The organism is Eisenbergiella porci, assembly GCF_009696275.1.
Taxonomy (GTDB): domain Bacteria; phylum Bacillota; class Clostridia; order Lachnospirales; family Lachnospiraceae; genus Eisenbergiella; species Eisenbergiella porci.
Map to the genome: position 1 here is coordinate 60583 of NZ_VUMI01000026.1, position 24751 is coordinate 85333.

Here is a 24751-nt window from a genome sequence, read left to right on the forward strand (position 1 = left end):
ACCAAACGCAGGCCGGATCCCAGAATTTTGCCGCAACAGCAAAAGTCTATTCTGCCCCCCTGAGCGTCTCATTCCCCACACCAGACGCCCCAAGTTTCCCGGTGAACAAAGGTGGTACCGCGTTAAAGACGCCCTTTGCCGAACCAACCCGGCAAAGGGCCTTTTTTATGTCCCTTAAGGCATTTTCACACGATTCTGCCCTTAACTTCCGCGGCCGCTACCCTAGGGCTTTCCCCCCGTCCGCACCCCGCAGGAAACAGGACGCCGGGCAGGACTGCGGGAAAGCCCGTCCCCCCACACAAAACAAAGGCCCGCAGGAGCGGGCGGATAGGAGTAATTATGAGTAAGGAACTGGCTAAAACCTACGATCCTCATGGCATTGAGGACAGACTTTATGAAAAGTGGATAGCAAAGAAATATTTCCATGCAGAGGTGGACAGAAGCAAAAAGCCCTTTACTATTGTAATGCCGCCCCCGAATATCACGGGACAGCTGCATATGGGACACGCCCTGGACAATACCATGCAGGATATCCTGATCCGTTTCAAGAGGATGCAGGGCTATAATGCGCTGTGGCAGCCGGGAACAGATCATGCCAGCATCGCAACGGAAGTGAAGATCATTGAAAAATTAAAGGAAGAAGGCATTGACAAGCACGACCTGGGAAGGGAAAAATTCCTGGAGCGCGCCTGGAAGTGGAAAAAGGAGTACGGCGGCAGGATTACAAGCCAGCTCCGTAAGCTTGGCTCCTCCTGTGACTGGGACAGAGAGCGCTTCACCATGGACGAAGGCTGCAATAAAGCCGTAACCGAAGTGTTCTGCAAAATGCATGAAAAGGGCTGGATCTATAAAGGCAGCCGTATCGTAAACTGGTGCCCGGTATGCAATACCTCCATTTCCGATGCGGAGGTGGTTTACGAGGAGCAGGCGGGCCATTTCTGGCACATCAAATACCCGCTCATAGATGAAAACGGCGCGCCCAGCACTACGGAGTTCCTGGAGTTCGCAACCACCCGTCCGGAAACCATGCTGGGTGATACGGCTGTGGCGGTCAACCCTGAGGATGAAAGATATACGTCCCTCATCGGCAGGAAGGTGCTGCTGCCCCTGATGAACCGGGAAATCCCCATCGTGGCGGATTCCTATGTGGATATGGAATTCGGTACCGGCGTGGTTAAGATCACCCCGGCCCATGACCCTAACGACTTTGAGGTAGGAAAGCGCCATAACCTGCCTGAAATCAATATTTTGAACGATGATGCCACCATCAATGAAAACGGCGGCAAATTCGCGGGCATGGGTCGTTATGAAGCGAGAGCTGCCATCGTGAAGGAGCTTGACGAAATGGGGCTTCTGGTGGGAATCGAAGACTATTCCCATAATGTAGGCACCCATGACCGCTGCAAGACCACGGTGGAGCCGCTGATTAAAAAGCAGTGGTTCGTAAAAATGGACGAGCTGATCAAGCCCGCTGTGGAGGGTGTGAAAAACGGCGATATCCGGCTGATTCCGGAACGCATGGACAAAACCTATTATAACTGGACCGATAACATCCGCGACTGGTGTATTTCCAGACAGCTCTGGTGGGGACACCGCATACCGGCTTATTACTGTGACGAATGCGGTGAAATCGTGGTGGCTAAGGAAGCGCCTTCGGTTTGCCCGAAGTGCGGCTGCACTCACCTGACCCAGGATCCGGATACGCTGGATACCTGGTTCTCCTCCGCGCTGTGGCCCTTCTCTACGCTGGGCTGGCCGGATAAAACAGAGGATCTGGATTATTTTTACCCTACGGATGTGCTGGTTACCGGCTACGATATCATTTTCTTCTGGGTTATCCGCATGATCTTCTCCGGCTATGAGCAGATGGGTGAAAAACCCTTTTCCACCGTCCTGTTCCACGGCCTTGTCAGGGATTCCCAAGGCAGGAAGATGTCCAAGTCTCTGGGCAACGGCATCGATCCGCTGGAGATCATCGACCAGTACGGCGCGGATGCGCTGCGCCTTACCCTGATTACGGGAAATGCGCCCGGAAACGATATGCGCTTCTACTATGAAAGAGTGGAGGCCAGCCGTAATTTTGCCAATAAGGTATGGAATGCTTCCCGTTTCATCATGATGAATATGGACGGCAAGACCATCCCTCAGGATGCGGACAGACATCTGCAGCCGGTGGATAAATGGATACTTTCCAAGCTGAACAATGTGGTGAAGGAAGTAACCGACAACATGGAGAACTTTGAATTGGGCATCGCTGTCCAGAAGGTATATGACTTCATCTGGGATGAGTTCTGCGACTGGTATATTGAAATGGTGAAGCCCAGGCTGTATGACACCGATGATGCGGACAGCCAGGGAGCGGCCCTGTGGACGCTGAAAAATGTGCTTCTTAACGCGCTGAAGCTGCTGCATCCTTTCATGCCCTTCGTGACGGAAGAGATTTTCTGCACGCTCCAGGACGAGGAAGAATCCATTATGATTTCAAAATGGCCCGAATACCGCGCGGACTGGAATTATGCGGCGCAGGAGAAGGATATTGAAATCATCAAGGAGGCCGTAAGGGGCATCCGTAACGTGAGAAGCAATATGAACGTGCCGCCCAGCAAAAAGGCGCATGTTTATGTAGTAAGCGACAAGGAGGATATCACCCGGGCATTTACCGAAGGAAAGCTGTTCTTCGCTTCCCTTGCCTATGCTTCCCAGGTAACCGTCCAGGCGGACCGGACAGGCATTGCGGATGATGCGGTTTCCGTTGTGATCGCAGGGGCCACCTGCTACATCCCCTTTGCAGAGCTGGTGGATATCGCCCAGGAAATCGAAAGACTGGAAAAAGAGGAAAAGAAGCTGCAGGGTGAGCTGGCGCGCGTCAACGGCATGCTGAGCAACGAAAAATTCCTGTCCAAGGCGCCGGAAAGCAAAATCGTTGAGGAAAAGGAAAAGCTGGAAAAATACACACAGATGATGGCACAGGTAAAAGAACGTCTGGGCGCCCTGAAAAAATAAGCGGCAGACGGTACCGTGCAGGGTATCATGGATTCACAGGGCGGAAGCAGGGTGCGCATAGCTGTTTTGCGCCCCCTTGCTTGAAGCCGCACAGGCGGCCTTGCGTAGTGTGGGCGCTGCGGTTTCGGAGTACGGGCCGTCCCAAAGAAATACACGAGGCAGAAGATAATGATGGAAAAAAAGAGCTATACCTACGAGGAGGCAGTGGATTATGCCCTGCAGATCCCCAAATTTACGAAGAAAAATACACCTGAGGACACCCGAAGGTTTTATGAATATCTGGGAAGGCCGGGCGAACGGTCGGGCATGATCCATGTGGCGGGAACAAACGGAAAAGGATCAGTATGTTCCTATATTAATGCTGTTTTAAGCGGCGCGGGCCGGAGGACCGGTCTTTTCACCTCCCCGCATCTGGTGGATGTGAGGGAGCGCTTCCGGCTCGACGGGGAAATGATTTCCAAAGAGGAATTTGCCCGCTGTTTTAATCAGGTGATGGACAGCGTAAAGGCCTTTTGTGAAAAAAATCAGGAGGAATACCATCCCACTTTTTTTGAAATGCTGTTTTTCATATCCATGCTTTGGTTTCAGGAAAAACGGGCAGACTATATTATACTGGAAACGGGAATGGGCGGACGCCTGGACGCTACCAACGTTATCGAAAAACCGCTGGTAACGGTCATCACCCGCATCGGCCTTGATCATACGGAGTATCTGGGGAATACGAAGGCCGAAATCGCCGGGGAAAAGGCCGGAATTATTAAAAAAGGCGTCCCTGTCGTATTTTGGGAGCAGGAAGAAGAGGTAAACGAGGTTATTGTCAAAAAAGCCCGTGAAATGTCGGCGGAAGTGATTCCTGTGTCAGAAAAACAAGTTGTTTTATTTAAATTTAAGAATAAAAGCGTTGATTTTTCCATGCGCTCTGGGTATTATGAATATATTAGGGCCAGCCTGTCAACCAGGGCAGTTTACCAGAAGGAGAACGCCGCGCTGGCCGTTTGCGCTCTGGAGGTGCTCTCACGAAGCTGCCCGGTTACCAGGCAGCAGGTTGAAAACGGGCTGTCGCAGGCAAAATGGGAAGGCCGGATGGAAGAAGTCCTGCCCGGTGTTTTTATTGACGGCGCCCACAATGAAGATGGTATGCAGGCTTTCCTGGAAAGCGTCCGGGAGGACGGCTGCCGTGGGAAAAGGCATCTGCTGTTTTCCGCTGTGGCGGACAAACGGGTGGAGCCGATGGCACAGCGTATTGTGGACAGCGGGCTTTTTGAGGATGTGGCCATTGCAAGGCTGGACAGCGCGAGAAGCCTGACGGAGGAACAGCTGGATTCGCTCTGGAGAGGAAGGAACCAGGTTAGGATCTATCACAGCCCGGAGCAGGCCATGGAGACGCTGCTGGAAAAGAAGCGGCCTGAGGACGAGGTCTATGCCGCAGGGAGCCTGTATCTGGCCGGCCAGCTGAAAGCATACCTTGAGAAAAGAAAACAGAAGCAGCAGCTGTAAGAAAGCGCACGGCTGCAGCAGCTTTCCATATCCGGTGCGGATGCGCCGGCAGAATGAGGTGTTTTTATGATGATAGATTTTGAGGAAGAACTGAAGAAATTTCATCCCAGCCTTGAAGTAGACGAGGTGGAGGAAGCCATATATAACCATGATTTAACGGACCTGACAGACCTGCTGGTGGAAATCGAAAAGAACAGGAAAACAGCAAAGAGCACAGAGGAATAGAGGATTGCCGTTATGAATTGTTATAATTGTGGCGCAGAGCTTACGGAACACGATTTCTGTACGAACTGCGGCGCCGATGTGGCGCGGTATAAGAAGGTCGTCAGCGTATCCAATTTTTACTATAATGATGGTCTGGAGAAAGCGAACGTACGGGATCTTTCAGGCGCAGTTGTAAGCCTGACGGAATGTCTGAAACTGAATAAGATGAATATTGAAGCGAGGAACCTTCTGGGACTCGTATATTTTGAGATGGGTGAAACCGTGGATGCCCTCAGCGAATGGGTCATCAGCAAGAATCTCCAGCCGGAGAAGAACATTGCCGACGCCTATATCGAAGCTGTGCAGAACAGCCCCAGCCAGCTGGAAAACCTGAACCAGGCGATTAAGAAATACAACCAGGCCCTGGTGTACTGCAGGCAGGGAAGCCTGGATCTGGCGCTGATCCAGCTTCGCAAGGTGCTCTCCATCAATTCCAAATTCCTGCGCGCCCATCAGCTTCTGGCCCTTCTTCATATTCATAATGAGGATTGGGATAAGGCGAAAAGGGAGCTTGTGAAGTGCAGCAGGATTGATGTGGGCAACACCATGACGCTTCGTTACATGAAGGAGGTAAACGCTGCCCTGAATGTGGACGAAGGTGTGAAAAATGTCCACAAAGCCGCGAAAACTGAGGATGTTATCAAATATCAGAGCGGAAACGAAACCATCATCCAGCCTCTTGCCGTAAAGGAGCCGAAAAAGAACTATACCGGACTTCTTTATCTGCTTGGCGGCGTGGCAATCGGCCTGGCTGTTTCCCTGACCCTGATTCTTCCCGGCAGGCTCCAGAGCCTGAAAGCCCAGCTGAACGAAGAAAGCAGAAGTATCGGCGAGCAGCTGGATAAGAAAAATGCAGAGCTTACGGATATGCAGAAGCAGCTGGATACCCTGACCGCAAAGAATGATGAACTGAATTCGGAGCTGGAGGTCTATGCAGGTAAGGACGGTACGCTGCAGACTGTTGAGGATTTGCTGAATGCGGCATACACCTACCTGGATACGCCGGAGGATATGGAGAAGATATCCCAGGCGCTGGAAGGAATCGATAAGGAAGCCATGCAGTCCGATACGATTTCCGAGGCATATAAGAATCTGTACGCCAAGCTGCTGGAGACTGTGGGCCCCAAGATTAGCGAGGCTTACACGAACAGCGGGAATAAATCCTACAAGGCGGGAGATTACGAGAACGCCATCCTGGATTTGGAAAAGGCATTTTCCTACGATGAAACCAATGGGGACGCTCTTTTTATCCTGGGCAACGCCTATAAGAAAAAAGGCGACAGCAAGAACGCCGCCAAAATATACAACCAGGTAATTGAACAATTCCCGAATACGGAAAAGGCCCGCCGGGCCAAGGACTATCTGAAGGAGCTGGAATCCTGAGCCGTATTTGAAACGGCGTATGCCGAACTCCAGGAGGAAAAAATAAATATCCAATTAAATATCACTTACAAAAGAGAACTTTCATGGACGCACGGCCCCTGGCCGGATGCGTATGCATGAGGTTCTCTTTTTTAACGCCGGTCAGACAGGGGTTCTGGCAGTAACTGTGAGAAAGGAGAAACATATGGAGGAGGATTTTAAGTCAATGAATAGCAGGGAAAATGAACAGCTGAAGGTGACCAGCCAGGCCGAGGTGGCGGACGCTGCAAGGATGGCGGGCGATTATCAAATTATTGATAACTATCTGTGCATCCGGATGCCGGAGGAGGTGGATCACCACCGTTCCGATGAAATCTGTAAAAATGCGGACCACTATATCCTGGAATCCCAGGTGGGCAATGTGGTCTTTGATTTTGAGGATACCCATTTTATGGACAGCTCAGGAATCGGCATTCTCATTGGAAGATACAAGCTCATTTCCTGCTTCGGAGGAAAGGTTTTTGTGCTTCATGCGGGCAGGCAGATCCGGCGTATGCTCCAGCTTGCCGGGCTGGACAGAATTGTGGAAATCATGGAATGAAACATTCAATCAACGGCGGCTGCCCTACGTCTTGCAGCTGCTTTGGGATTACATTTTGCAGATGCCGCCAGACGGCAGAATGGAGGAGAAATGAACAACGAAATGAAATTGGAATTTGACGCGGTTTCGGAAAATGAGGGGTTTGCCAGAGTGGCCGTAGCCGCCTTCATCACACCGCTTGATCCTACACTGGAGGAGGTGGCGGACATAAAAACCGCCGTGTCCGAAGCGGTCACTAACGCCATTATCCACGGCTATGCGGGCTGGTCCGGGGATGAGCCGGGCAAGGTGGAGGTCAGATGCTGCCTGCGGGGAGATGTATTACATATCGAAATCGAAGATAAGGGCAGAGGGATTGCGGATGTGGAACAGGCCATGGAGCCGCTGTTTACCACCAGGCCGGATATGGACCGTTCCGGTATGGGTTTTGCCTTCATGGAGGCCTTTATGGACGATTTGGATGTGACAAGCGAGCCGGGAAGAGGAACTCTTGTAAAAATGGAAAAGAAGCTGGGAACTCTTTCCTGGTCGGAAGATGAGGAGTAGTGCATGGAGGAAATATCAGTACTGATTGCACAGGCGCAGGCCGGGGATAATTCGGCCAGAGAAGTACTGATAGAGAAAAACCTGGGACTCGTTCATCACATCGTGAAACGCTTCTCAGGCCGGGGATACGATATGGAGGATCTGTTCCAGATTGGGACCATAGGGCTGATCAAGGCAATAGATAAGTTTGATCTGTCCTTTGACGTCCGTTTTTCCACCTATGCGGTCCCCATGATAAGCGGTGAAATCAAACGGTTTCTGCGGGATGACGGCCTTGTTAAGGTGAGCCGTACCCTGAAGGAAAACGGTTGGAAGATAAAGCAGGCCGCGGAGCGGCTGGGCCATCAGTACGGCAGGGACGCCACACTGGAGGAAATTTCAGGGGAAACGGGCATTGCCAAGGAGGATATCGTCATGGCTATGGAGGCCAATGTGGAGGTGGAATCTATTTATAAGACCATTTATCAGTCTGACGGCAATGAGGTACAGCTTCTGGACAAGGTGGCGGCGGGAGACTGCCAGTCAGGCTGTCTGGACGAAGAAAAGGAAAAGCTTCTGGATCATATGCTTCTCAATCAGCTGCTGGACAGCCTGAGCGAGACGGAGCGTGAGCTGATTGAGATGCGCTATTTCCAGGACAAGACCCAGACTGAGGTGGCCGGGGTCCTGGGAATCAGCCAGGTACAGGTGAGCAGGCTGGAGAAAAAAATATTGCTGCGCATGCGGGAGCAGCTGGTGTGCTGAAAATTCATTGATCAGGATTTCGGCAGGGTATATAATAAAGTCAAACAGGGTAACCGTTCGGTTCTTTCACGGTTACCTGAGCTGGTACTTTTGTCTGTGGGATGAATTTTTAAATATGCACTGAAAGAAAGAGGCACATATGAAAAAATGGATTGGAATTCTGGTTCCCCTGTGCGCAGTTGTTGTCCTTATCGTGGCCTGCGTAAATCTGGGCGGTATTTTTGTGGAATACAGCAAGGGAGCGGCGGAATATAAGGAGCTGCAGGAATATGTGAATACGGATGCGGCGGCCGCTGCGGAAACGGTGACGGATGCGCCTGAGGATGATTTTTTTATGCCGGAGATAGACTTTGAAGCGCTGAAGGATAAAAATCAGGACTTCAGATACTGGCTATATATCCCGGCCCTGGAACTGAATTATCCGGTGGTCCAGGGGGCGGATAATGAGGCGTATCTTTATAAGACCTTTGAGGGTGAGAAGAACAGCGCAGGCTGCATATTTATGGATGCCGGCAATTCGCCGGATTTGTCGGACAGGAATACGGTGATTTACGGGCATAACATGAAGAACCGCACCATGTTCGGATCCCTGAAGAAGTTTATCCAGGAAGAGGGGATGGCCGACGGGAATCCCTGGTTTTATCTCTATACGGAGGATAAAGCGGTCAGATACCGGATTATTTCCTATTATACGACGGTAAGCGGCAGCGATACCTATCAGTCCGTTTATACGGACGAGGATTATGACAGCTATCTGGATATGATACTTCGGAAATCGCTTTTTAAAGGATATCAGGAAGCGTCCACGCAGGGAAGGCCGGATATGGTCACGCTGTCCACCTGCCACGGAAAAGCCGGCGGCACGGGGCGGTTTGTCGTGCATGGCGTGGTTGATGAAGTCAGGCAGATGAAGTAAGGGAAGTAAGACAGATAAAGATAGATGAAGTGAAACAGATGAAGCCAGGCAGATGACAGATGAAATGAAACAGATGAAGCCGCCGGAAAACAGGCGCGGACCCGGGCGCCGGCAGGCATGAGCCGGGTCCGGGGCTGTAATTTCCAAAGCCGCAATAAAGAGTGCAGCTGTTCTGTCCCTTCACAATTATTAAATAGTTACATAAAGTAATAAAATTTAAAAATATACTTGCTTTTTTAACTGTATGGGTGTAGTATGAAGTTAGATAAAATCATCATACATCATTTAATCATCATATACATCTAATTCAACACTTGGCAAACTTATTGAAAGATAAGGACGCAAAGCTACAGGGCCTTCCCTCTATAAGAGGTTGGCAGCCAGTTGCCTGATACATAGTAAAAGCGTATGTATTTGCAATGATAGCCTTGGTCTCCTTACAGACGCAAGACTATTTTTTTTACTATCAGGCCTTTGCACTTGAAAAAGGCGTGAAAACTACATTTGGCAAACTTATTGAAAAGTAAGGACGCAAAGCTACAGGGCCTTCCCTTCAGAAAGGATGGCAGCCAGCTGCCGGTACCGTAAGGTACTGTAAGATAATCGAAGGATTATCACTACTTTTAAATAACCGAATATGCCTAGTAGTTTTCCATCATTTTTCAATCGACACGATTTGAAAGGATGAAGGAAAATGAAGAAAGCAATCATCACCATATTAGCAGTTTTAACAGTTATCGTAACAACAATGGCACCCGCATCCACAATGAAAGCGGAAGCAGCAACAGCAGATCAGACAATGACAATGAATGCAAGACTTCTTGCAGATATCAATAATTTGAGAGCAGAGCAGGGACTTCCCGCACTGACACTTGACAATGAATTAAACAGCTTCGCAGCACTAAGAAGTGAAGAAATCACATCTCTTTGGAGCCATACCCGTCCCGATGGAACAAGTGGATGCGATATGATAAGTTCCAACAAATGGCGCGGCGAGAACCTTTCCTATATTACATACGGAAGCTTCGGTTTTTCAGAGCAAGAACAGAACACCGCAGCAGACAGCGTATTCGCAAGCCTGAAGGCAAGCCCTTCACATTACAGCAACATGGTAAGCGGCAACTATACTAAGATTGGTATCTATACATATATTACCAACACCGGTTCCGGCGTTAAGCTTTCCACCGCTTACATGTTCTCCAACTAAGACAACTACTTAATTTTGATAGATGATATGATGATGATTGGAAAAGCAGCAGTTTGATCAACTGCTGTTTTTTCATGGGCAAAATTTTTTCATCACTGGATTTTCAGGAGAATGTGTATAAAAAAGAAGAATCTCCATATTACTAACGTGTGAATGAAACAGCGAAATTATGGAAATGAAAGGCCGGATTGTACAGGCGGGAAGCGCGGCGTTCCCGACGGACGTAAAAGACCGGCCGGAAAGGGGCGGTATGGCATCACAGGAAACTTTATACCTGAAGCTGGAACGGAATGTGGAGGTAGAAAAGGAGGATGTGCAGCTTTCTGATTTAGGAAAGCTGGTATGTGCGAATAAGGATATCCTGGCTCACGCAAAAGCCATGAAGATATATAAATTCAGGGACACCAAGCCTCAGCGCCAGGTGGTGAGCGTGATGAAAATCATCGAATCCCTTCAGAAGCTATATCCGGAGCTGACTGTGGAAAACCTGGGCGAGACGGATATCATTATGGAACGGGTCAGGGTGAAACGGGAAAAGGGGCCGGCGCAGTGGCTGAAGATTGCGTTCGTCTGCCTTATCTGTTTTTTCGGAACGGCCTTTACCATCATGGCTTTTCATAATGATATCGGGATCAATAAGGTATTCATGAAGGTTTATGAAATGATAGCGGGAGAAGCGTCAGACGGCTTTACCATACTGGAGGTGGCATACTCCATCGGGCTTGCCATTGGGATTATCGTATTCTTCAACCATATCGGCGGAAGGAGGATTACAAAGGACCCCACGCCTATCGAGGTGGAAATGCGCATATATGAGGATGACGTGAACAATGCGCTGGTGGAAACTGCGGACAGGGAGGGAAAGACCATTGATGTTTCTTAAAAGTGTTTTTATGGCTGTCTTTGGGCTGAGCTTCGGCTTTCTGGTATCTGCAGGGGTATTTACCGTATTGATTTCCGTTGGCCTGGTGCCCCGTTTTGCGGGAAAGACCCATACCAGCAAGAAGGTTTTCCTGTATGAGGAAATGGTAGTGGCAGGCACATTATTTGGAAATTTTATCAGCGTTTTTGAGTATTCCTGCCATGTGGGGGAATGGATGCGAAAATGGCAGGTGTTCGGCTCTTTTACAGACAGCCTGTGGAAATGGATTAGCGCTGCGGCGGTAATCGTATTCGGCGTATTCGCCGGGATTTTCGTGGGCTGTCTGGCGTTGGCTATTGCTGAGATGCTGAATACCATACCTATTTTTGCACGGAGAATCCAGTTCAGGCATGGGCTGGGTTTTGCGGTCCTTTCCGTGGCCCTGGGGAAAATGGTAGGAAGCCTGATCTACTTTTCACAGCAGATTTTCCTCACCGGGGGATGAAGCGCGGCAAATGGTGGATAATACGGCTGATTTTTAACGCAGCTGCGGCTATAAGTTAGTGGTTACGGCCTGGTGAAACTGTGGTATACTTTATCTGATAATAGAATTAGCTGGGGAACAGAAGCTGGATGAGGCAGTGGTCAGTGAAGAAGGGCGGTGATAAAACCACCTGTTTTAAGACTTCATTTTTGAGCGAAAATAATTCTGATACTGAAATTATAACGAAGAATATATGTCCAATACCTGTAATTGCGGCTATCACACAAGAATTCAGCCTGTTTCTTTTTGTTATTTTAGTTTTTCTTTATTTCTTTTCGGCCTTTTTTAGATTATTGCCTGATGAATGGACATTAATTAATCAAAAGGTACGTCTCGACGATTGAATCAACTCCTTTTCAAATCATTAGATATATAAATTATTTCTCGTTTTAGTAGTGAGCCTGTCCCTGGGTTCGAATCCCCTGTTTCAAAATGAGATGCGCAAGTTACTTGAAGCTCTTTCAGGAGTAGATAATACACAGGTAATTCAAGAGCTTGATGAAGAAGAAAAACAAAAAGAGTCCGAAGAAATAAGAAAGTTAAAGCATAGGCTTGAATGGAGCATTTTTGAATCTGAAAAATGATTAAGGTTGAACCATTGAAATTCCTGTAGTAGCATAATACATATGATTAAGAAAGTGGCGAAGTTTATAAGTAAAAATCAGTAGTTACAATGATATGAACCTGTTTTACTTTTCCGCCTTATTGGAAAATAAATACAGGGATATCGCTTATTTTAATAGTGAGGGCCTGTTTATATTAACTCAGGCAGTAGAATATGGTCCGGGTTTTAAAGCATTTTTTGAGATTCATAATAAAAGAGTAATCTCATATCCAAGAAATCCATTATTTCCGGCTTTAGGGCTGCATAAAATGAAGCCTTTGAAATTTTAAATAAAAAGATCGGGCGGGCCACTTTGGGTGTCAATCCTCCTGGAGGATTTTTGATGTATATTTGTGTCAGGCCGCCGGCGGCGGGGAGGAAGGTCCCTTCCGGCTGCGGTAAACAGAAGGGGGCATCCCCAGCTGCTGGGAAAAGAAGCGGTTGAAATGGGATGCGTCGTACATGCCGATGCGTTCCGCGATCTGCTCGCAGGTAAGGATGCTGCTGTCTAACAGGAAGCAGGCGTATTCCAGCCGTTTCAGGTTCATATATTTTATGGGGGTGGTTCCCATGTATTTGCGGAAAATGCGGGTCAGATAGGTATGGCTGACTGGGCTTCCCCGGCGGGAATGATGAAGGCATCCCCCTTTTTCAGAAGATAATTTTCACCCGCAATGTGGAATAGCCCGCATCCGTCAGACAGAAAATGGACGGTAAAATACGGGTAGCTATTGTCCCGGTTGATTTGAAAAAAGGATTCCTGAAAGCCGCAGCCCATGCGAACCGCATGGAGAAGAAACGGAAGGTGTTCCACGGCGGTATTGATACCCAGGGGCTGCTTCCTTTCGGAAAACCGGAGGAGGTGAAGCGGGAGGTGCGAAGGTTCATGGATTTGCTGGGGAAGGACGGAGGATATATTCTGATGGCAAGCCAGGGCTTTGAGGGCGATGTGCCCATTGAAAATATTGAAGCGGTTTATTCGGTTGACAGGTCGTGCTGTAACTGAAGCGCTGACAGAATAACGGCTTATTTGTGGCTGCGGCAGCCATAAATAAGCCGTTTCTCAATGTGCGCCTGACGGCGGGCATTTCTTTTTCCGATTTTATTATTTTCCGGTCCTGTTATGCAGATCCTTAATCGGAATATTTGCAAACAGCGCAGGAACCACGCCGTTGCCGGTTTCGGATTCCGTTTCGGTGATCTGGATATCCAGTCCCTGGGCGTCAATATCCATATATTTGGAAATGACCTGGATGATATCATTTTTAATCTGTTCCATCAGTTCAGGGGAGCAGTTGGCTCTGTCGGAGACCAGTAAAAGTTTTAAACGATCCTTTGCTACCTCGCCGGAACTTTTTTTCCGGAATAAATCCATTAATCTCATGATAAAGCCCCCCTATTATTTCTTGAACATATCCTTCAGCTTGGACATCATGCCCCTTTTCGCGTCAAGATTTAAAAACGGCACTTCCTCGCCCAGGAGACGTTTGCAGACGTTCATATATGCCTGTCCCGCCATGCTGTTGGAGCCGACAAGCGGTTCGCCCTGGTTGGTGGATACCACGATCTGTTCATCGTCAGGAACCACGCCGATTAAAGGAAGGGAAAGGATTTCGTTGACGTCTTCCACCTTAAGCATGTCACCGCGCTTCACCATATCCATGCGGATTCGGTTGATAATCAGATCAATACGCTGCATTTCATTGGCTTCCAGAAGACCTACGATCCTGTCGGCGTCGCGGATGGCGGAAACCTCAGGCGTGGTTACCACAAATGCGCGGTCGGCGCCTGCAATGGCGTTCTTAAAGCCCTGTTCAATTCCTGCCGGGCAGTCAAGCAGGACATAATCAAAATTTTCCCTTAGTTCATCGATGAGAGCTTTCATCTGTTCCGGGGAAACGGAATCCTTGTCTCTTGTCTGTGCGGAAGGCAGCAGGCACAGGTTGGAGTATTTTTTGTGCTTAATCAGCGCCTGGTTTAAGCGGCAGTTGCCTTCCACCACATCAACCAGATTGTAAACGATACGGTTTTCCAGCCCCATAACTACGTCGAGATTCCTTAAACCGATATCGGTATCGATCATGATAACCTTTTTATTAAGCATGGCAAGTCCGGTTCCCACATTTGCTGTTGTTGTGGTCTTGCCAACTCCTCCCTTTCCGGATGTGATAACAATAACTTCACTCATTTAACTAAATCCTCCTGCTAGTTTTCCGAAGGAAAATACGGGCTCTGCGAAAACAGAGGGTTTTCCTTCTGTATGTTAGTTGGAAATCTGGTTGTAACTGTGAGGGTATTGAACAGTTACACCTGGTTTTATAAATTGTTGAAGCACCCTTTTATAACCGGTTCGATACATATATTCCCGTCTTTGGCGGTGGCCAGCTGGGGAGAGTAAGAACCGGCGGCATTCTCCTTTTTCCTGAGTGCGCGGGGATTCTTTTCTTTGTCCGGGCTTTTGGCGATCAGATCGCCGATCTGCAGCTGGATAGGCTTCATTTCAAGCGCAAAAATAAAACAGTTGCCGGCTCCGGCAGCTCCTGCGCAGGCGTTTCCCTTCAGTGATCCCAGAATAACGATGCTTCCGTGGGAGATAATTTTGGCGCCCGGATTCACATCTCCGATGAGCGTGATGTTGGAGTAGCTTTCCAGAACCTGGCCGGAACGCAGGTTGCCTTTGTAAAAATCAGTAGAGGTCTCCTCCGCTGTGACAGCCTGGGGCATTCCCGCATATTCTGCAGCCTCCAGCTGTGTCCTCATCCGTTCCTCCAGGGCGCTGTCGTCATCTACGATGCATGCAATCCGGATGGAAGTGTTTTCCGTAATGGTCTCTATAATCTGCAGCTGTTCATCAGGAGTCAGTACTCTTCCTTCAAAGGAAAGGGCCATTTGGGCATCTTTAAAGAAGTTTCCTGTTTCTTTGAATTTATCTGTGATAAGCTGCAACAATTCCGGAAAGGGTATGTGATTGTCGAGAATTAGTTTGATTCCGTACTTATTACGTTTAACGATTACTTCTTTTGTCATGTCTGCTCCATTTTATCCAAAAAAGGACTCTTACTTAGCAATTATACTTGTTTTGTCGGAATATGCAAACCATTTTCGCAATTTTTATCAGAAAATGTTAAATTCAGACAACTGTTCTGTCCCGCCTGCGGCCATGACGGGAAGCGCGGCTCCCACAGTGTTTTTCCCGGAAGCGAAAATGCGGCTATTTTACCTGATTCGGCATACAATTTACAGAAGAAAGAAAATCCGGCGGCAGGCCAGGCTGCCGCCGGGGAACAAAGTGTGGAGGTTATTATGTGCAGACGAAAATCTACTTATGTTACAGCGATCCTGATACCGCTTGCGGTGGGAGGGCTTTCCGCCCTTTTAAGCAGGAACGGCATGGCGGCATATCAGACGTTGGAAAAACCGCCGTTGTCGCCCCCGGGAGTGGTGTTTCCCATTGTATGGAGCATTTTGTACATATTAATGGGAGTCAGTTCAGCCATAATCTGGTGTTCCGAAAGTCAGGAAAAACCGCAGGCTCTTAAGCTGTATGCGGCGCAGCTTGCGGTGAATTTTTTCTGGAGTATTTTTTTCTTTGCCTTTGGCTGGAGGCTTTTTGCCTTTTTCTGGCTGCTGCTTCTGCTGGTGCTTACGGCAAAGATGGTTAAAAGCTTTTACCAGATCGATAAAAAAGCGGCTTATCTTCAGATACCCTACCTGCTCTGGCTTTTGTTTGCGGCGTATCTGAATTTTGGGGTATGGATGCTGAACAGGTAAAATGGTATAATATTTTTCAAGATAAACCTGGTGGAAGGAAAGTGTTGTATATCAGATATACCCGAGGAGCTTCTGTGACAGCAACGGGGACGGAATCGGGGATTTGAAGGGAATTACGGGAAAGCTGGATTATCTGAAGGAGCTGGGTGTTGATGTGATCTGGCTTTCCCCGGTTTATGAGTCGCCCAATGATGATAATGGCGCCCTTTGCGGATATTTCGGATTTCCGGGATTTGGACAGCATCAATGCTTACCGGGAACTGACGGAAAAAGGAATTTTCAGCAGGGGGGAAATGCTTGGCTACCTGCGCTACAAGTCAAGGGACAACGCACGGACGCCCATGCAGTGGGAGGATTCGGAAAATGCGGGTTTTTCCACCGGAAAGCCGTGGATTATGGTAAATCCCAATTACCATGATTCTAATGCAAAGGAGCAGGTGGGAATGGACGTTGGATTGATGGATGCGGATTGGGAAGGTGCGGTTGGATATTATCCAGACTGAAAAAAAGTATTTGGAATGACTGCACTTTCTCTTAAATTGTCAGTTATTATGGGATTTTTAAGATGTATTTACTCTTATTCATCTGCGAGGTATGGGTTATTATAAAGACATAACATAATTATTTAGCAGATTGGCGTATTTAATGCCTTTATCGCATGGAACTGATGCGGGAGCCGGGAAATTTATCGTTGAAGGCGGATTTCCTTGAGAGGATGCCGTTATAGTTATGATAGAATTAAGATTGCTATGTTCAGTCATATTTGATAGTATGAAGATATCGTTGTGACATGGAGGATTTGAAATGAAAATCAGACATTTAGGATTAGAAAATGTGACTGTTTTTGATAAAATAGAGATAGCATTTGATGAAGGAATAAACATTTTTATAGGCGAAAACGGAACCGGAAAGACGCATATTCTCAAAATCCTCTATGCAGCCTGCCAGGCGGCGGATCCAAAAACATCTTTCTCGGCTAAAATTGTCAGGACAATGCTTCCGGACGAGTTTAAAATATCGAGATTGATTACCAGAAAGCCGGGAAATCATAATTCAGAAATCAAAGTGTCTGCTGGAAAATGAATTTAAGGATATTAGCAGCATCTTTATACCGGCAAAAGAAATTTTGTCTAACAGCTATAATCTGACGGCAGCTGTCGAAAAGAATAATGTTAAATTTGATGATACCTATATTGATATTATTAACTCTGCAAGAATAGATATATCTGTGGGAAGAAATTCGGCAGAACGTGATAAAAAATTCGGCGTGCAGATTTTTATTTCCACGCATGATTATGTACTTGCGAAATACTTTGAAATTCATAGAAGAGAAGAGGATAGTGTTTTGTTTCATTCTGTGAGCTATGATGAAAAAAGGAATTTGGAATATTCCTGCAATGGCAGGTTTGAGGATTTGAAGAATAATCTGATCATTAAATCATTTAATGAACTTTTAGATGAAATTTATAATTCCTGATAATGGAGAAGTAAATGAAGAATGGAAATGCGAAAATGAAAGGCAGTATAGAAGCAGCATAAAAGCAGGAGGAGAGGAAATGAGGTACAGGGAACTTGGGAAAACAGGGCTTGCCGTAAGTGAGATCGGGCTTGGCGGGGAATGGCTGGAACGGCATGATGCAAAAGAGGTTAAGGCGGTGATTGACAGGTGTGAGGAACTGGGAATCAATATTCTGGACTGCTGGATGTCCCAGCCGCAGGTACGTTCCAACATCGGCGCGGCGATTGCGGGCAGCAGGGAGCGCTGGATAATCCAGGGGCATATCGGGAGCACCTGGCAGAACGGGCAGTATGTTCGTACCCGTGATTTGGAGCAGGTAAAAATTGCTTTCCGGGATTTGCTGGATCGGATGGGAACGGATTATATTGATCTGGGGATGATCCATTTTGTGGATGAAAAAGCCGAGTTTGAACGGATAATGAACGGGGAGTTCATAGAGTATGTCCGCTCCCTGAAGGAAAAGGGCGTCATCCGTCACATCGGCATGAGCACCCATAACCCGGATGTGGCTAAAATGGCGGCTTTGAGCGGGGAAATAGAAATGCTTCTTTTCAGCATCAATCCGGCCTTTGATCTGCTTCCGGCCAGTGAGGATCTGAATGAGTATTTCAAGGAAACCTATGCGGAGCAGCTAAGCGGTATCGCGCCCGAGCGGGAGGAGCTGTACCGTATTTGCGAACGGGAGGGCGTGGGTATAACGGTGATGAAGGGCTATGCCGGCGGCCGTTTGTTCCAGGCGGAAACCTCTCCTTTTGGTGTGGCGCTGACTCCTGTGCAGTGTCTGCATTATGCGCTGACGCGTCCTGCGGTTGCCAGTGTGATGGCTGGTTTTGATACGCCGGAGCATGTGGATGCAGCCGTGGCATACGAGACAGCCGCCGAAGAAGAGAAGGATTATGCCAGCGTACTGGCTTCAGCGCCTAAGCATGCATATTCCGGACAGTGTACCTACTGCGGTCACTGTGCACCCTGCCCGGTCAGAATCGATATTGCCATGGTGAATAAGCTATACGATCTGGCAGCCATGCAGGAAGAGGTGCCGGCAACGGTGAAGGCGCATTATGAGCAGCTGTCGGCGAATGCCGGAGACTGTGTCCAGTGCGGCGGCTGCGAATCCAGGTGTCCCTTCGGCGTTCGGATAGTGGACAGGATGAAGAAAACGAGAGAGCTGTTTGGTGCAGGTGAATAAGTAGTGAGGCTACTATGAAAAAGGAAGACGGTGACTGCAGGATGCAGGGATGCGGCAGACAGGGACAGCAGTACGGCTTTGATATGACTCTGCAGAAGGCGGGAATCATTGATTGTGAAGAGCTGTACCGGATGCAGTTAAAATGTAAGCAGGGAGGATGTATATTTTTCATATGAGGAAACGTTGTTTGCCATTGCAGTCAGGCTGTCGGTTACGGAGATGCTTTTTTCCTCCTTCTATTTTCCGATGATACGGAAGATGGTATGGAGCAGCTTTGAGGGAAAATTCCTGTTGTTTTGGTATGGAGAGGCGGAAAAATGCAAATCTTAGTTGATGCCGATGCATGTCCTGTCATTACTATTGTGGAACGGACGGCAAGGGAAAAAGGAATTCCGGTGGTGCTGCTGTGTGATACCAATCATGTACTGCATTCTGATTACAGTGAAATCAGGATAATCGGGGCGGGAGCCGATGCTGTGGATTTTGCGCTGGTAAACCTTTGTAAAAAGGGGGATATCGTGGTGACGCAGGATTATGGAGTGGCGGCCATGGCGCTTGGGAAAGGCGCATTCGGGATACATCAGTCGGGAATCCGGTATACGCAGGATAATATGGATCAGCTGCTGCTGGAAAGGCATCTGTCAAAAAAGGCGAGACGGGCCTCTTCAAGGCATCATGGAAAGGGGCCGCATAAACGGACTGCTGAGGATGATGAACGGTTTGAAAGGGAATTCAGGCGGTTGCTGGATAGTATTATGGAGAAGTAAAGAATTGATATGATATCAAAGAATCAGAAGTTTATTTATCAGGTAAAAATGGAGCAATGGCTGCGGCTGTTGCTCTTTTCATATGTTGTGTTTCTCCCTGCGTCTGTTGTCGATATTCCAAAGTGTGTGAGTGCATCATTAAAAGAAACAGCATTTTCTGCCGGGCTGTTTTTCAGTCAGACCGGAGACATTAAATTGCCGCTCCCGGCTTCAGAAACTTTACACTGTAAGGAGGGCCCAGCCGTCCTTACACCTTAATAATTGTGCGGCTCTGTAAACCCCCTTCGAAGTTTTTTCCAGGATTCCCTTTTCGGTCAGCTTTCTGAGAACCCGCTGCAGCTGACGGCGGCTGCAGTGCAGGTTTTCAGAGGCTTTCCCGATATGGACCAAAAGCCCGTCATGGCAGCAATATTGGATATGATGCAGGAGCTTGTCCTCAAGGCTGATGAATTCGGCCTCATTCATTGTGGACAGCTCTATTTTTTTTACAAGAGAACGGAGGGTATAGTGGAGAAAGGCAAGATCCCTGTCAAGGACAGGCTTGTTTTCGTCCAGGGAAAGCGCCGCTGCCGCCGTATCGCTTTTGGCTTCTGCAAACAGTGCGGGGAGGCTCTGGTTGACAAATTCCACATCGCCCTGGTATCAAAAAAACAGGAAATGCCATATTTTTTCACGCCGTGGCCAGTGCAGTTGTGGCACGCGGTGAGAGAAGAGAGGAACGGAAAAATGACTGACGATTTATTTGAAAGGGCGCCGGTGCCCAGGGCATATTTCAAGCTGGCGCTGCCGGTGGTATTCAGCATGGTGATCAGCCTGGTATATAATATGGTGGACACCTTTTTTATCGCCCGGACACAGAATACCAGCATTGTAGCGGGAGTGTCCCTGTGCGCCTGTTTTTACACTGATGATAGCCCTGGGAGATATTTTCGGCCTGGGCGGCAGCTCCGTGATTTCCAGGCTGTTCGGTCAGAAAAAGGTGGCCGCCATGGGAATTGCGATGAGGTGAATATGATTGTCATGCTTATTATGGTTGGCTTTGCATTCGGCGCGCAGCCGCTGATAGGCTATAATTACGGGGCCGAAAACCGGGAAAGGCTGCGGAAAATTATACGGTTTGACCTTTGCGTGGAACTGGTATTTTCTGTTGTATGCGCGGGATTGCTGGCTTTGTGTGCCCCGCAGATAATGGGGATTTTCATGAAAGATGCGGCGGTCATTGCGGTAATCCTTTATATGCAAACGCAAAATGCGGCGAAAAAGTTGTCCCTGCCATAACAGACAGAACCGCGCAAAACAGCTGCCTTTTTTTGTTAAGAGCCCGAACCGGAGCAAAGATGCAGGCGGAAAGGCAGGGGCCGGCTGTGCTCCCGCCTTTGCAGGCGATACATTTTTTAACTATGCGATGTAAATGAGAAACATTCTCAATTACATCACTTTTCTTATATTGCTTATTCCTGTCAGGGTATTTATAATAGGATTTGAACAATTCATACTTAAATGGTAGGAAATGTTCGAATCCTTTTCCGATATTACGGGAAAGGAAGAAATAAGCAGTAATGTCTGCCGGAAACGCCGGCAGGGAAAATAGAAGAGCAGGCCGGTCAGAAAATGACGGAAATGGAGGAACGCTATGACAGAGCAATTACTAAACGTAAACGGACTGAAGGTTAACGTGGAAGACAGGGAAATTCTCCATGGGATAGATTTGCAGATGAACGCGGGAGAGACTCATGTATTGATGGGGCCTAACGGCGCGGGAAAATCCACCCTGGGATATGCGCTGATGGGAAATCCCAAATTTGAGATCACGGAAGGAAGCATTTTTTTTAAGAATAAGGATATTACAGAGGAAGCGGTGGAAAAAAGGGCGTCAGACGGCATTTTCCTTTCCTTCCAGAATCCGCTGGAGGTGCCGGGGATTTCCCTGGGCAGCTTTATCCGCAGCGCACTAGAGAGGCGCAGGGGAGAAAAACTGAGGCTTTGGGATTTCCGGAAGGAAATGAAAAAGGCCATGGAGGTGCTTCAGATGGATGAAACCTATGCGGACAGGGATTTGAATATAGGTTTTTCCGGCGGTGAAAAGAAGAAAGCGGAGATCCTGCAGATGCTTATGCTGCGGCCCGCCCTGGCAATCCTGGATGAAACGGATTCCGGGCTGGATGTGGATGCGGTCCGCACGGTATCCCGGGGCGTGGAGGAATACCAGAAGAATGAAAAGGGCGCGCTTCTCATCATCACACACAGCACGAGGATTCTGGAATCCCTGAAGGTGGATTACACGCATATTCTGGTGGATGGCCGTATCGTGGAGACAGGAGACGCCGGGCTGGTGGAACGAATCAATGCGGAAGGCTTTGAACAGTTTTACGAACAGGCTGTACGGATGTATCGGCAGTAGGCGCGAAAATGCCGGAAAGGAGTGTTTATGGAAGAAAGAACCTATGTGGATGATATAGACAGAAGCGTTTATGACATAAAAAATGAAGAAAAGGATGTTTACCGGGTAAAAGAAGGCCTGACGCCTGAAATTGTCGCGCAGATTTCCCGGGAGAAAAAGGATCCGCCGTGGATGGAGCTGTTCCGGCTGCAGTCCCTGCAGATTTATAATCAGATGCGGGTGCCTGACTGGGGGCCATCCCTGGAGGGGCTGGACATGGAGCATATCGTAACCTATGTCAGGCCCAACACGCATATGAGCGCCAGATGGTCCGATGTACCGGAGGAGATCAAGGATACCTTTGAGCGGCTGGGGATCCCGAAGGCGGAGCGTAAGTCCCTGGCAGGCGTGGGCGCCCAGTATGATTCCGAGCTGGTATACCATCATGTAAGGGAGGAGGTGGCCGCCCAGGGCGTGGTATACACGGACATGGAAAGCGCCCTGAAGGGAGAATATGCTTCCATGGTACGTAAACATTTTATGAAGCTGGTACGGCCCAATGACCATAAATTTGCGGCGCTGCACGGAGCCGTCTGGTCGGGAGGCTCCTTTGTATATGTGCCTCCGGGCATTTCGGTCACCGTACCGCTGCAGTCCTATTTCCGGCTGAACGCGCCGGGAGCGGGACAGTTTGAACACACGCTCATCATTGTGGATGAGGGCGCCGATCTGCATTTTATCGAAGGCTGTTCCGCGCCCAAATACAATGTGGCCAATCTGCATGCCGGTTGCGTGGAGCTGTATGTGGGCAAAAAAGCCAGGCTCCGCTATTCCACCATTGAGAACTGGTCCAAAAACATGTACAACCTGAACACCAAACGCGCTGTAGTGGAGGAAGGCGGTGTGATTGAGTGGGTATCCGGCTCCTTTGGCTCCCACGTATCCTGTCTCTATCCCATGAGTATTTTAAAGGGTAAAGACAGCCGGGCGGAATTTACGGGAATCACCTTCGCCGGAAAGGGCCAGTGCCTTGACACGGGCGCCAAAATTGTCCATCAGGGAAAGAATACTTCCTCCTTTATCAATACAAGATCCATTTCCAAGGACGGCGGGAACAGTACCTTCCGCAGTTCTGTGGTGGTGGCGAAGGATGCGAAGCAAAGCAGGGCGGCCGTTTCCTGCCAGTCGTTGATGCTGGACAGTTTTTCACGCTCAGATACCATACCGGCCATGGATATCCGGACGCCGGATGCGGACATCGGGCATGAGGCCCGGATTGGAAGGATCAGTGAAGACGCGGTATTTTACCTGATGTCGCGCGGCATCGCGGAGGAAGACGCCAGAGCTATGATAGTTAGCGGCTTTGCCGACAATGTTTCCAAGGAGCTGCCGTTGGAATATGCGGTGGAGATGAACAATCTGATACAGCTGGAAATGAAAGGCAGCATCGGATAGCGGCGCGGAGACAGAAGAAAATTTTCTGCCTGCAGAGGGCCTGCATTTTGTTTTTCAAAACAAGGCGGAAAGCCTCTGCCCGCCGGAGAAACTGTAATTTGCTTTGCAAAACAGTAGGAGGATGAAATGAGACAAGGAATGGAAATGAAGGTTAACAGGCTGCCCATGAGGACATGGAACTGGCTTCATATGAATGACAGCAGCCTTTCAGATATTGATACTGAAATTTACGGAAAAAATATGGTGCCCTGCAATCCGCAGTTTACGCTGCCCGGGCAGGGCGTATCCTGTATCCGGGGAATGAGCGCCGGAACGCTGGAATCTGGGTTTCAGGAAATCCCCACAGGTATGGGGCCGGATATGGATGAGCTTGTGCGGGAAAGTGAAACGCCCATGGATATTTTCCGAATAAAAAGGGGCGCGCATCCCGAAGAGGCACTCAGGCTTTCCTGCCAATATAAACAGGGAGAAAATTCTCTGCATGCGGTCTGTATTTATGCGGAGGAGGGAAGCAGCATCACGGTGATCATGGAAAACTTTTCAGGCCGTCTGGATTCCGGCAGCGCCGGTATCCAGACGAAGGTTTATGCTGAAAAAAACGCGGCGGTCAAGCTTATCCAGGTACAGCTTTTAGGAGATGGCTTTGCTGCCATGAATGATGTGGGCGGGATTTGTGAGGAAGGCGCTTCCATAGAACTGCTGCAGCTGCAGCTGGGCGCCAAAACCACTTATGCGGGCGCCCGCATAAACCTGGCGGGAGATGCGAGCCGCATGAAGGCGGATATCGGCTATCTGGGCAAAAATACGCAGAAGCTGGATATGAATTACGTGGCCGAGCATCACGGCAGGAAATCAGAGAGCCAGATGGAAGTGAAAGGCGTGCTGCGGGATCAGGCATCCAAGCTCTTCCGGGGCACCATTGATTTCCACAGGGGCTGCTCCGGCGCGGAAGGCGCGGAAAAAGAGGAAGTGCTGCTTCTGGGAGACGATGTGGTAAACCGTACCATACCGCTGATTTTATGCGGTGAAGAGAATGTACAGGGAAATCACGGCGCCACAGCGGGAAAGCTGGATGAGGAAAAACTCTTTTATTTCTGCTCCAGGGGGCTCAGCCGCGAAGAAGCCTGCGATATGATGGCCCGCGCAGGAATTGATGCGTTGTGCGCCCAAATCCCGGATGACACCGTTGTCAGACGGGTACAGAAATATCTGGAAGGAGGAAGCCCGGATGAAAAACTGGAATGAACAGGAAATACGCGGGGATTTTCCCATCTTCGGCCGCAGCGGGCCGCTGATTTATCTGAATAACGCGGCAACTGCCCAACGTCCGGCCTGTGTGCTGGAAGCAGAACGTTCCTTTTATGAAAACTGCAACGCCAATCCCTTAAGAGGATAGTGTGAAAGAAAGTAGAGGAAAACCATAAATGGACGCACTTGAATAAGCTGTCTAAGGCAGGCAACTTTTTGAAGTGTTATAGAGTTAGGAAATTAGATCAAGAAGCTAATGGTTCATCAGGCGG

At 48.8% G+C, this 24751-nt stretch carries 30 protein-coding genes, 2 pseudogenes and 2 riboswitches; of the genes and pseudogenes, 26 read left to right on the forward strand and 6 right to left on the reverse strand.

The genetic code is table 11. From position 1 onward, the window contains the following. Positions 1–339 precede the first annotated feature (339 nt). From FYJ45_RS16025 to FYJ45_RS16080, 12 genes are all read left to right on the forward strand, one after another. Positions 340–3003 carry a valine--tRNA ligase gene (locus tag FYJ45_RS16025; RefSeq protein WP_154465716.1) on the forward strand — a complete coding sequence of 888 codons (2664 nt, stop codon included), beginning with the start codon at positions 340–342 and terminating at the stop codon, positions 3001–3003. Positions 3004–3171: 168 nt separating this feature from the next. Beyond that, positions 3172–4500, forward strand: coding sequence for a bifunctional folylpolyglutamate synthase/dihydrofolate synthase (locus FYJ45_RS16030; protein ID WP_154465718.1), 1329 nt, complete (start codon positions 3172–3174; stop codon positions 4498–4500). Between the two features lie 66 nt (positions 4501–4566). Then, positions 4567–4725: a hypothetical protein gene (locus tag FYJ45_RS16035; RefSeq protein ID WP_154465720.1), complete on the forward strand. Its 159-nt coding sequence runs from the start codon at positions 4567–4569 to the stop codon at positions 4723–4725. Between the two features lie 12 nt (positions 4726–4737). Then, positions 4738–6147, forward strand: a complete 1410-nt coding sequence (locus FYJ45_RS16040; protein WP_154465722.1) for a tetratricopeptide repeat protein — start codon at positions 4738–4740, stop codon at positions 6145–6147. A 205-nt stretch (positions 6148–6352) separates the two neighbouring features. Further along, positions 6353–6727: an STAS domain-containing protein gene (locus tag FYJ45_RS16045; protein ID WP_049942425.1), complete on the forward strand. Its 375-nt coding sequence runs from the start codon at positions 6353–6355 to the stop codon at positions 6725–6727. Positions 6728–6817: 90 nt separating this feature from the next. Continuing rightward, on the forward strand, positions 6818–7273 hold the full coding sequence (gene spoIIAB, locus FYJ45_RS16050; protein WP_021639376.1) for an anti-sigma F factor: 456 nt from the start codon (positions 6818–6820) through the stop codon (positions 7271–7273). Positions 7274–7276: 3 nt separating this feature from the next. After that, positions 7277–8017 (forward strand): SigF/SigG family RNA polymerase sporulation sigma factor, encoded by a 741-nt coding sequence (locus FYJ45_RS16055; RefSeq protein WP_021639377.1) that lies wholly within the window; start codon positions 7277–7279, stop codon positions 8015–8017. 139 nt (positions 8018–8156) lie between these two features. After that, positions 8157–8933: a class B sortase gene (gene srtB, locus FYJ45_RS16060; RefSeq protein WP_154465724.1), complete on the forward strand. Its 777-nt coding sequence runs from the start codon at positions 8157–8159 to the stop codon at positions 8931–8933. A 306-nt stretch (positions 8934–9239) separates the two neighbouring features. Further along, a riboswitch (cyclic di-GMP riboswitch) is annotated at positions 9240–9325 on the forward strand. A gap of 104 nt (positions 9326–9429) precedes the next feature. Next, positions 9430–9514, forward strand: a riboswitch (cyclic di-GMP riboswitch). A 113-nt stretch (positions 9515–9627) separates the two neighbouring features. Beyond that, on the forward strand, positions 9628–10140 hold the full coding sequence (locus FYJ45_RS16065) for a CAP domain-containing protein (RefSeq protein WP_154465726.1): 513 nt from the start codon (positions 9628–9630) through the stop codon (positions 10138–10140). Between the two features lie 169 nt (positions 10141–10309). Then, positions 10310–11023, forward strand: coding sequence for a stage V sporulation protein AA (locus tag FYJ45_RS16070; RefSeq protein ID WP_320620502.1), 714 nt, complete (start codon positions 10310–10312; stop codon positions 11021–11023). After that, on the forward strand, positions 11013–11507 hold the full coding sequence (locus FYJ45_RS16075) for a stage V sporulation protein AB (RefSeq protein WP_154465757.1): 495 nt from the start codon (positions 11013–11015) through the stop codon (positions 11505–11507). Before FYJ45_RS16070 ends, FYJ45_RS16075 begins: the two co-directional genes overlap by 11 nt. 143 nt (positions 11508–11650) lie before the next feature. Next, positions 11651–11890, forward strand: coding sequence for a hypothetical protein (locus FYJ45_RS16080; RefSeq protein WP_154465728.1), 240 nt, complete (start codon positions 11651–11653; stop codon positions 11888–11890). 616 nt (positions 11891–12506) lie between these two features. Here the strand turns inward: FYJ45_RS16080 and FYJ45_RS16090 are convergent. Then, positions 12507–12749 (reverse strand): annotated as a pseudogene (locus tag FYJ45_RS16090) (helix-turn-helix domain-containing protein); the annotation flags it as partial. Further along, entirely contained in the window at positions 12743–12928 is a 186-nt protein-coding gene (locus FYJ45_RS33200) for an AraC family ligand binding domain-containing protein (RefSeq protein WP_154465732.1), read from the reverse strand. The pseudogene FYJ45_RS16090 and the gene FYJ45_RS33200, both read right to left, overlap by 7 nt. Here FYJ45_RS33200 and FYJ45_RS16100 point away from each other — a divergent pair. Next, positions 12857–13156, forward strand: a complete 300-nt coding sequence (locus tag FYJ45_RS16100; protein WP_235930834.1) for a uroporphyrinogen decarboxylase family protein — start codon at positions 12857–12859, stop codon at positions 13154–13156. The two genes, FYJ45_RS33200 and FYJ45_RS16100, sit on opposite strands and share 72 nt — an antisense overlap. 99 nt (positions 13157–13255) lie before the next feature. On the opposite strand, the gene minE is transcribed toward FYJ45_RS16100, so the two are convergent. From minE to FYJ45_RS16115, 3 genes are all read right to left on the reverse strand, one after another. Next, a complete protein-coding gene (minE, locus tag FYJ45_RS16105) occupies positions 13256–13534 on the reverse strand; it encodes a cell division topological specificity factor MinE (RefSeq protein WP_021639391.1) in 279 nt (92 codons plus the stop codon). Positions 13535–13549: 15 nt separating this feature from the next. Then, positions 13550–14338 (reverse strand): septum site-determining protein MinD, encoded by a 789-nt coding sequence (gene minD, locus FYJ45_RS16110; RefSeq protein WP_154465734.1) that lies wholly within the window; start codon positions 14336–14338, stop codon positions 13550–13552. Positions 14339–14466: 128 nt separating this feature from the next. Continuing rightward, positions 14467–15177 carry a septum site-determining protein MinC gene (locus FYJ45_RS16115; RefSeq protein ID WP_025490671.1) on the reverse strand — a complete coding sequence of 237 codons (711 nt, stop codon included), beginning with the start codon at positions 15175–15177 and terminating at the stop codon, positions 14467–14469. A 273-nt stretch (positions 15178–15450) separates the two neighbouring features. Between FYJ45_RS16115 and FYJ45_RS16120 the strand changes: the two genes are divergently transcribed. The 8 genes and pseudogenes from FYJ45_RS16120 to FYJ45_RS16145 all read left to right on the forward strand — a co-directional run bounded on the left by FYJ45_RS16120 (position 15451) and on the right by FYJ45_RS16145 (position 19396). Continuing rightward, positions 15451–15921 carry a TspO/MBR family protein gene (locus tag FYJ45_RS16120; RefSeq protein ID WP_276891886.1) on the forward strand — a complete coding sequence of 157 codons (471 nt, stop codon included), beginning with the start codon at positions 15451–15453 and terminating at the stop codon, positions 15919–15921. A gap of 55 nt (positions 15922–15976) precedes the next feature. Beyond that, a pseudogene (locus FYJ45_RS16125) lies at positions 15977–16123 on the forward strand (alpha-amylase family glycosyl hydrolase); the annotation flags it as partial. A 91-nt stretch (positions 16124–16214) separates the two neighbouring features. Further along, positions 16215–16424 carry an alpha-amylase family glycosyl hydrolase gene (locus FYJ45_RS33205; RefSeq protein WP_442873438.1) on the forward strand — a complete coding sequence of 70 codons (210 nt, stop codon included), beginning with the start codon at positions 16215–16217 and terminating at the stop codon, positions 16422–16424. Between the two features lie 301 nt (positions 16425–16725). After that, positions 16726–17004: an AAA family ATPase gene (locus tag FYJ45_RS30765; RefSeq protein ID WP_235930835.1), complete on the forward strand. Its 279-nt coding sequence runs from the start codon at positions 16726–16728 to the stop codon at positions 17002–17004. 43 nt (positions 17005–17047) lie between these two features. Then, positions 17048–17398 (forward strand): hypothetical protein, encoded by a 351-nt coding sequence (locus FYJ45_RS30770; RefSeq protein ID WP_235930836.1) that lies wholly within the window; start codon positions 17048–17050, stop codon positions 17396–17398. Positions 17399–17477: 79 nt separating this feature from the next. Further along, complete coding sequence (locus tag FYJ45_RS16135) at positions 17478–18629, forward strand: aldo/keto reductase (RefSeq protein WP_154465738.1); 1152 nt, start codon at positions 17478–17480, stop codon at positions 18627–18629. Between the two features lie 14 nt (positions 18630–18643). Next, complete coding sequence (locus FYJ45_RS16140; RefSeq protein WP_154465740.1) at positions 18644–18805, forward strand: hypothetical protein; 162 nt, start codon at positions 18644–18646, stop codon at positions 18803–18805. 141 nt (positions 18806–18946) lie between these two features. Then, positions 18947–19396: a YaiI/YqxD family protein gene (locus FYJ45_RS16145; RefSeq protein ID WP_025490680.1), complete on the forward strand. Its 450-nt coding sequence runs from the start codon at positions 18947–18949 to the stop codon at positions 19394–19396. Between the two features lie 219 nt (positions 19397–19615). Here the strand turns inward: FYJ45_RS16145 and FYJ45_RS16150 are convergent, their stop codons facing one another. Further along, positions 19616–20026, reverse strand: a complete 411-nt coding sequence (locus FYJ45_RS16150) for a hypothetical protein (protein ID WP_154465742.1) — start codon at positions 20024–20026, stop codon at positions 19616–19618. A 96-nt stretch (positions 20027–20122) separates the two neighbouring features. Here FYJ45_RS16150 and FYJ45_RS16155 point away from each other — a divergent pair, with 96 nt between their 5' ends. From FYJ45_RS16155 to FYJ45_RS16175, 5 genes are all read left to right on the forward strand, one after another. After that, on the forward strand, positions 20123–20674 hold the full coding sequence (locus tag FYJ45_RS16155) for an MATE family efflux transporter (RefSeq protein ID WP_235930837.1): 552 nt from the start codon (positions 20123–20125) through the stop codon (positions 20672–20674). A 355-nt stretch (positions 20675–21029) separates the two neighbouring features. Further along, on the forward strand, positions 21030–21797 hold the full coding sequence (sufC, locus tag FYJ45_RS16160) for a Fe-S cluster assembly ATPase SufC (RefSeq protein WP_154465744.1): 768 nt from the start codon (positions 21030–21032) through the stop codon (positions 21795–21797). Positions 21798–21824: 27 nt separating this feature from the next. Next, on the forward strand, positions 21825–23231 hold the full coding sequence (gene sufB / locus FYJ45_RS16165) for a Fe-S cluster assembly protein SufB (protein WP_154465746.1): 1407 nt from the start codon (positions 21825–21827) through the stop codon (positions 23229–23231). A 126-nt stretch (positions 23232–23357) separates the two neighbouring features. After that, positions 23358–24476 (forward strand): SufB/SufD family protein, encoded by a 1119-nt coding sequence (locus FYJ45_RS16170; protein ID WP_154465748.1) that lies wholly within the window; start codon positions 23358–23360, stop codon positions 24474–24476. After that, a complete protein-coding gene (locus FYJ45_RS16175; protein ID WP_154465750.1) occupies positions 24460–24627 on the forward strand; it encodes an aminotransferase class V-fold PLP-dependent enzyme in 168 nt (55 codons plus the stop codon). Before FYJ45_RS16170 ends, FYJ45_RS16175 begins: the two co-directional genes overlap by 17 nt. The last annotated feature ends 124 nt before the right edge of the window (positions 24628–24751 follow it).

Coding starts and splice junctions, on each gene's coding strand:
- FYJ45_RS16035 (WP_154465720.1), top strand. CDS start 4,567: ATGATGATAGATTTTGAGGAAGAACTGAAGAAATTTCATCCCAGCCTT.
- FYJ45_RS16175 (WP_154465750.1), top strand. CDS start 24,460: ATGAAAAACTGGAATGAACAGGAAATACGCGGGGATTTTCCCATCTTC.
- FYJ45_RS16055 (WP_021639377.1), top strand. CDS start 7,277: ATGGAGGAAATATCAGTACTGATTGCACAGGCGCAGGCCGGGGATAAT.
- FYJ45_RS16115 (WP_025490671.1), bottom strand. CDS start 15,177: ATGACAAAAGAAGTAATCGTTAAACGTAATAAGTACGGAATCAAACTA.
- sufC (WP_154465744.1), top strand. CDS start 21,030: ATGACAGAGCAATTACTAAACGTAAACGGACTGAAGGTTAACGTGGAA.
- FYJ45_RS16140 (WP_154465740.1), top strand. CDS start 18,644: ATGAAAAAGGAAGACGGTGACTGCAGGATGCAGGGATGCGGCAGACAG.
- FYJ45_RS16170 (WP_154465748.1), top strand. CDS start 23,358: ATGAGACAAGGAATGGAAATGAAGGTTAACAGGCTGCCCATGAGGACA.
- FYJ45_RS16100 (WP_235930834.1), top strand. CDS start 12,857: ATGGACGGTAAAATACGGGTAGCTATTGTCCCGGTTGATTTGAAAAAA.
- FYJ45_RS16070 (WP_320620502.1), top strand. CDS start 10,310: ATGGAAATGAAAGGCCGGATTGTACAGGCGGGAAGCGCGGCGTTCCCG.
- spoIIAB (WP_021639376.1), top strand. CDS start 6,818: ATGAACAACGAAATGAAATTGGAATTTGACGCGGTTTCGGAAAATGAG.
- FYJ45_RS33200 (WP_154465732.1), bottom strand. CDS start 12,928: ATGGGCTGCGGCTTTCAGGAATCCTTTTTTCAAATCAACCGGGACAAT.
- FYJ45_RS16155 (WP_235930837.1), top strand. CDS start 20,123: ATGACTGACGATTTATTTGAAAGGGCGCCGGTGCCCAGGGCATATTTC.
- FYJ45_RS16045 (WP_049942425.1), top strand. CDS start 6,353: ATGAATAGCAGGGAAAATGAACAGCTGAAGGTGACCAGCCAGGCCGAG.
- FYJ45_RS16135 (WP_154465738.1), top strand. CDS start 17,478: ATGAGGTACAGGGAACTTGGGAAAACAGGGCTTGCCGTAAGTGAGATC.
- FYJ45_RS16065 (WP_154465726.1), top strand. CDS start 9,628: ATGAAGAAAGCAATCATCACCATATTAGCAGTTTTAACAGTTATCGTA.
- FYJ45_RS30765 (WP_235930835.1), top strand. CDS start 16,726: ATGAAAATCAGACATTTAGGATTAGAAAATGTGACTGTTTTTGATAAA.
- srtB (WP_154465724.1), top strand. CDS start 8,157: ATGAAAAAATGGATTGGAATTCTGGTTCCCCTGTGCGCAGTTGTTGTC.
- FYJ45_RS16145 (WP_025490680.1), top strand. CDS start 18,947: ATGCAAATCTTAGTTGATGCCGATGCATGTCCTGTCATTACTATTGTG.
- FYJ45_RS16030 (WP_154465718.1), top strand. CDS start 3,172: ATGATGGAAAAAAAGAGCTATACCTACGAGGAGGCAGTGGATTATGCC.
- sufB (WP_154465746.1), top strand. CDS start 21,825: ATGGAAGAAAGAACCTATGTGGATGATATAGACAGAAGCGTTTATGAC.
- FYJ45_RS16025 (WP_154465716.1), top strand. CDS start 340: ATGAGTAAGGAACTGGCTAAAACCTACGATCCTCATGGCATTGAGGAC.
- FYJ45_RS16075 (WP_154465757.1), top strand. CDS start 11,013: ATGTTTCTTAAAAGTGTTTTTATGGCTGTCTTTGGGCTGAGCTTCGGC.
- FYJ45_RS16040 (WP_154465722.1), top strand. CDS start 4,738: ATGAATTGTTATAATTGTGGCGCAGAGCTTACGGAACACGATTTCTGT.
- minE (WP_021639391.1), bottom strand. CDS start 13,534: ATGAGATTAATGGATTTATTCCGGAAAAAAAGTTCCGGCGAGGTAGCA.
- minD (WP_154465734.1), bottom strand. CDS start 14,338: ATGAGTGAAGTTATTGTTATCACATCCGGAAAGGGAGGAGTTGGCAAG.
- FYJ45_RS33205 (WP_442873438.1), top strand. CDS start 16,215: ATGCTTGGCTACCTGCGCTACAAGTCAAGGGACAACGCACGGACGCCC.